Annotated in this window: 5 protein-coding genes; 4 read left to right on the plus strand and 1 reads right to left on the minus strand. The window is 69.0% G+C overall.

Annotated elements, in window-relative coordinates; translation table 11 throughout:
- Positions 1–124: 124 nt before the first annotated feature.
- Entirely contained in the window at positions 125–1,327 is a 1,203-nt protein-coding gene (locus tag G3573_RS19725; RefSeq protein WP_163263384.1) for a pyridoxal phosphate-dependent aminotransferase, read from the minus strand.
- 152 nt (positions 1,328–1,479) lie between these two features.
- Between G3573_RS19725 and G3573_RS19730 the strand changes: the two genes are divergently transcribed.
- The 4 genes from G3573_RS19730 to mreC all read left to right on the plus strand — a co-directional run.
- Entirely contained in the window at positions 1,480–2,202 is a 723-nt protein-coding gene (locus tag G3573_RS19730; RefSeq protein WP_163263385.1) for a TVP38/TMEM64 family protein, read from the plus strand.
- Between the two features lie 2 nt (positions 2,203–2,204).
- Positions 2,205–2,840, plus strand: coding sequence for a glutathione S-transferase N-terminal domain-containing protein (locus G3573_RS19735; protein ID WP_163263386.1), 636 nt, complete (start codon positions 2,205–2,207; stop codon positions 2,838–2,840).
- A 239-nt stretch (positions 2,841–3,079) separates the two neighbouring features.
- Complete coding sequence (locus G3573_RS19740) at positions 3,080–4,123, plus strand: rod shape-determining protein (RefSeq protein ID WP_163263387.1); 1,044 nt, start codon at positions 3,080–3,082, stop codon at positions 4,121–4,123.
- A 60-nt stretch (positions 4,124–4,183) separates the two neighbouring features.
- A partial coding sequence (mreC, locus tag G3573_RS19745) for a rod shape-determining protein MreC (protein WP_163263388.1) occupies positions 4,184–5,182 on the plus strand: 999 nt, incomplete at its 3' end.

Here is a 5,182-nt window from a genome sequence, read left to right on the forward strand (position 1 = left end):
CCGCTGGTGGGCGTCGGGCGCCCGTGCGCGTGGCGCCGGTCCGGCCGGTCGACCGGACCGCACCAGGCCACCGCGCCCGCCAGCCCTGCCGCCGCGAGCGCCGCGAGCAGGGCCGGGAAGAGCATCAGGTCAGGCTCGCGCAGAACCGCTGGATGCGCCCGCAGGCGTCTTCGAGGATGTCGTTGGAGGTGGCGTAGGAGATGCGGAAGAACGGCGACAGGCCGAAGGCCGCGCCGTGCACCACGGCCACGCCTTCGGCCTGCAGCAGCTCGGCGGCGAAGGCCTCGTCGTCCTTGATCACCGCGCCCTCAGGCGTCTTGGTCCCGATCAGGGCCTCGATCGACGGATAGACGTAGAAGGCGCCCTCGGGCGTCGCGCACTTGATGCCCTTTGCCTGGTTCAGCATGGACACCACCAGGTCGCGGCGGCCCTCGAACACCTTGGCCTGGCGCGGGATGAAGTCCTGCGGGCCGTTCAGCGCCTCGACCGCGGCCCACTGGGCGACGGAGCAGGCGTTGGAGGTCGACTGGCTCATCACCTTGGCCATGGCCTTGATCAGCGGCTCGGGGCCGCCGGCGTAGCCGATGCGCCAGCCGGTCATGGCGTAGGCCTTCGACACCCCGTTCATGGTCAGGGTGCGGTCGCGCAGTTCCGGCACGACCTCGACGATGGTCGAGAACTTGAAGTCGCCGAACACCAGGTGCTCGTACATGTCGTCGGTCAGCACCCAGACATGGCTGTGGCGCTTCAGCACCTCGCCCAGGGCCGCCAGCTCCTCGCGGGTGTAGGCCGCGCCGGTCGGGTTGGACGGCGAGTTGAGGATCAGCCACTTGGTCTTCGGCGTGATCGCCGCGGCCAGGGCTTCCGGCGTCAGTTTGAAATTGGTCTCGGGCCCGGCCGGCACGATCACGGGCTCGCCGCCGGCCAGCAGCACCATGTCCGGGTAGGACACCCAGTAGGGCGCCGGCACGATCACCTCGTCGCCGGCCGACAGGGTGGCCATGAAGGCGTTGAACAACACGGTCTTGCCGCCCGGCGAGACGTTGATCTCCGAGGGCTTGTAGTCGAGGCCGTTCTCCCGCTTGAACTTGGCGCAGATCGCCTGCTTCAGCTCGGGAATGCCGTCGACGTCGGTGTACTTCGTCTCGCCGCGACGGATGGCGTCGATCGCCGCTTCCTTGACGTTTTCCGGCGTGTCGAAGTCCGGCTCGCCCGCGCCCAGCGAGATCACGTCGCGGCCCGAACGCTTCAGTTCGCGGGCTTTCTGAGTGACGGCGATGGTCGGCGACGGCTTAACGCGCCGAAGCGCGGCGGATTCAATCGACATGGGGCCTCCCGGGGGACCTCGGCTGTTTACGCCCCACTCGGGAACGGTGCAATCTGAGCCGCAGCCCCTGCAATCGTTCGTCACCGATTGTGACCGGGCGGGTGACAATTCGACCGCTGACGAAACCGCCTTCGACTTGTAAGCCCAGCCTGATGAACCAGCTCTGGACCTTCCTGACCAGCATGGACCGGCGCGCCTGGCGCGCGATCGGGGTGACCATCGCGCTGTTCGCAGCCATGGCCGTGGTGTTCATGGTCGGCCGCAGCTTCATGGGCGGCGACACCGAGCGCGAGCTCGAGGGCTGGCTGCGGGGCTTCGCGGACGGGCCGTGGGGCCTGCCGGTGGTGATCCTGCTGTTCACCGCCTCGGCCTTCATCGGCGCGCCGCAATTCGTGCTGATCGCCGCTTGCGTGGTCGCCTTCGGGCCGTGGCTGGGCTTCGCCTACAGCTGGGTCGCCACCGTGGTGTCGGCGGCGGCGACCTTCTGGGTCGGCCGGGTGGCCGGGGCGAAGTCGCTGGAGCGGTTCGGCGGCGGGGTGCTGAACCGCATGTCCAGCTATGTCGGCAAGAACGCCTTCACCGGCTCGTTCATCATCCGCAACGTGCCCTCGGCGCCCTTCATCGTGGTCAACATGGCCTTCGGGGTGTCGCGGGCGTCGTTCTGGCAGTTCCTGGCCGGCTGCGCGCTGGGCGTGCTGCCCAAGACCGCGCTGGTGGCCTTCTTCGGCGGCTCGTTCATGACCGCCGTGGCCGGCGACGGGGTGTGGAGTTCGGCCATCCTGGCGGCCATCGGCCTGGGGTGGCTCGGCATCATGCTGTTGGCCCGCGAAATCCTGCGCCGTCGCGCGCCGCGCACGTCCCAAGACGAGGTCTGATCGTGAAGCCGAAGCTGTTCTACGCCCCGGGCGCCTGTTCGCTGGCCCCGCACATCGCCCTGCTGGAAGCCGGGGCCGAGGTGGAGCTTGTGCGCGTGGACCTGCACAAGGCCGAGCAGCGCCGGCCCGAATACCTGGCCATCAATCCGAAGGGGCGGGTGCCGCTGCTGGTCACCGAGCGCGGGACCCTGACCGAGGCGCCGGCCATCCTGGCTTGGATCGCCCAGACCTGGCCGGAAGCGCAGCTGTCGCCGGCCGATCCGTGGGCGGCCGCCCAGGTCAATTCGTTCAACGCCTACCTGTCGTCGACGCTGCACATCACTTTCGCGACGCACTTCCGCCCGGCGCGCTTCGCACGGGGCGGGGCCGCGGCCGAGGCGATGGCTGCGTACTTTCCGACCGCTCTTGAGCAGGGCTTCGCCTTCGTGGAGGCGCAGCTGGAGGCCAGCGGCGGCCCCTGGGTGCACGGCGACGCCTACACGACCTCCGATCCCTACCTGCTGACCATGGCCCGCTGGGCCAAGCGGGTGGGGGCCGACATGTCGGGCTTCCCGCTCATCGCCGCCCACACCGAACGCGCCCTGGCCCGCCCGGCCGTCATGCGCGCTTTCGAGGCGGAGGAAATCGTCTTCGGCTGACCTCGGAGCCCGCCGTTTTTCCAATTCGGACAAGCGGCTGCAGCTTCGCCGTTGACAATGTCGTGTAAGTCGCACCTTCCCCCACGTCTTGGCTCTTGAAATCACCCACGGGGCAGGGCACACGAACCTTCGTCCGACGGCGAAAAATAGAAGAATCGTTGCGCGAAGGGGATCGCGTGGCGGGGCGTCGCCGAAGGTTCGTTCCTCAGGTCCGCATCATCGACGGGTTCCGTACGCCCATGCTCCAGCCCCTGTTCGGCATGATCTCGAACGACATCGCGATCGATCTCGGCACGGCCAATACCCTCATCTACATGAAGGGGAAGGGCATCGTGCTGAACGAGCCGTCCGTCGTCGCGCTCCGTAACGTCGGCGGCCGCAAGGTCGTTCACGCCGTGGGCATCGAGGCCAAGCAGATGCTGGGCCGCACCCCCGGCCACATGGAGGCGATCCGCCCCATGCGCGACGGCGTCATCGCCGACTTCGAAGTTGCCGAGGAGATGATCAAGCACTTCATCCGCAAGGTTCACAACCGCAAGAGCTTCGTGAACCCGAAGGTGATCGTGTGCGTGCCCTCCGGCGCCACCGCCGTCGAGCGCCGCGCCATCAACGATTCGTGCCTGAACGCCTCGGCCCGTCGCGTCGGTCTGATCGACGAGCCGATGGCCGCCGCGATCGGCGCCGGCCTGCCGATCCACGAGCCGACCGGCTCGATGGTCGTCGACATCGGCGGCGGCACCACGGAAGTGGCCGTTCTGTCCCTGTCCGGCATCGTCTACTCGCGCTCGGTGCGCGTGGGCGGCGACAAGATGGACGACAGCATCATCTCCTACATGCGCCGCAACCATAACCTGCTGATCGGCGAGACCACCGCCGAGCGCATCAAGAAGGACATCGGCACCGCCCGCGTCCCGCACGACGGCGAAGGCCTGTCGATCGAGGTCAAGGGCCGCGACCTGATGCAGGGCGTGCCCCGCGAGGTGCGCATCTCCGAGCGTCAGGCCGCCGAAGCGCTGGCCGAGCCGGTGTCGCAGATCATCGAAGCGGTGAAGGTCGCGCTGGAAGCCACTCCGCCGGAGCTGGCCGCCGACATCGCCGACAAGGGCATCATGCTGACCGGCGGCGGCGCGCTGCTGCGCGGCCTGGACGCCGAGATCCGTGACCAGACCGGCCTGCCGGTGTCGGTCGCCGACGATCCGCTGTCCTGCGTCGCTATCGGGTGCGGCAAGGTGCTCGAGCATCCGCGGTGGATGAAGGGCGTTTTGGACGCGACTCTCCCCTAAGATGACATCATGTCCGGACAGAAGGTCGGGACGAGACAGGGTTAAAAGGGGGCGACGGCGTTGTCTTTCCGAGACGGACCGTTCGAGAATCTGAAGGTGCCGCTGACCTGGACGGCGGCGGTCGCCCTCATAGCCGCGGGAGCCGGTGCGCTCCTGCTGCTGCTCAACGACAAGCGTGAGCAACTGGACGCCAAGGCCTACGGGGCCCGCGGCGCCTTCGACGCCATCGCCGCGCCGGCCAACGGCATGTTCGCCCACCCGGTGCGCTGGGTCGGCCAGGCGTCCGACTGGGTCGACGACTACTTCTTCGCCGTCAGCGAGAACCGCCGCCTCAAGAAGCAGGTGGCCGAGCTCGAGGCCTGGCGCGACGCCGCCGTCGCGCTGAAGAACGTCAATTCCCGCTACGAGGCGATGCTGCAGATCCGCACCGAGCCGCCGGTCCCGATGGTGACCGCGCGCGCCGTGTCGGAATCGCGCGGCCCGTTCGTCAACGCCCGCCTGATCGACTCCGGCTCGCGTAAGGGGATCAAGGTCGGCAACCCGGTGATCAACGAGCACGGCCTGGTCGGCCGCGTGGTCGGCACGACCGCCTCGGTCAGCCGCGTGCTGCTGCTGACCGACGTGGCCAGCCGCACCCCGGTGCTGGTCAACCGCACCGACGCGCGCGCCATCCTGGTCGGCGACGGCAGCGGCAATCCCAAGCTGGAGTTCATCCGCGGCAAGGACGCGGTGCAGGCCGGCGACCAGATCCTCAGCTCCGGCGACGGCGGCGTGTTCCCGCGCGGCCTGCCGATCGGGGTCGCGGCCAAGGGCCTGGACGGCTCCTGGCGCGTGAAGCTGTATTCCGACCGCGGCGCCGTCGACTTCGTGCGCGTGCTGCTGTTCGAAGACTTCGCCCAGCTGGTCAATCCGGAGGCGCTGAACGCCCCGCCGCTGACCGCGCTGAACAAGGCCGCGCCGCCGCCGTCGGCGGAGCTGGCGGCCCGTATCGAGGCCCTGCACCCGACGCCGCATCCGGGCGCGGTCGCCGCGGCCCAGCCGCCGGCCGTGACCCTGGCC

Source organism: Caulobacter sp. 17J65-9 (genome assembly GCF_010975005.1).
Lineage (GTDB): Bacteria > Pseudomonadota > Alphaproteobacteria > Caulobacterales > Caulobacteraceae > 17J80-11.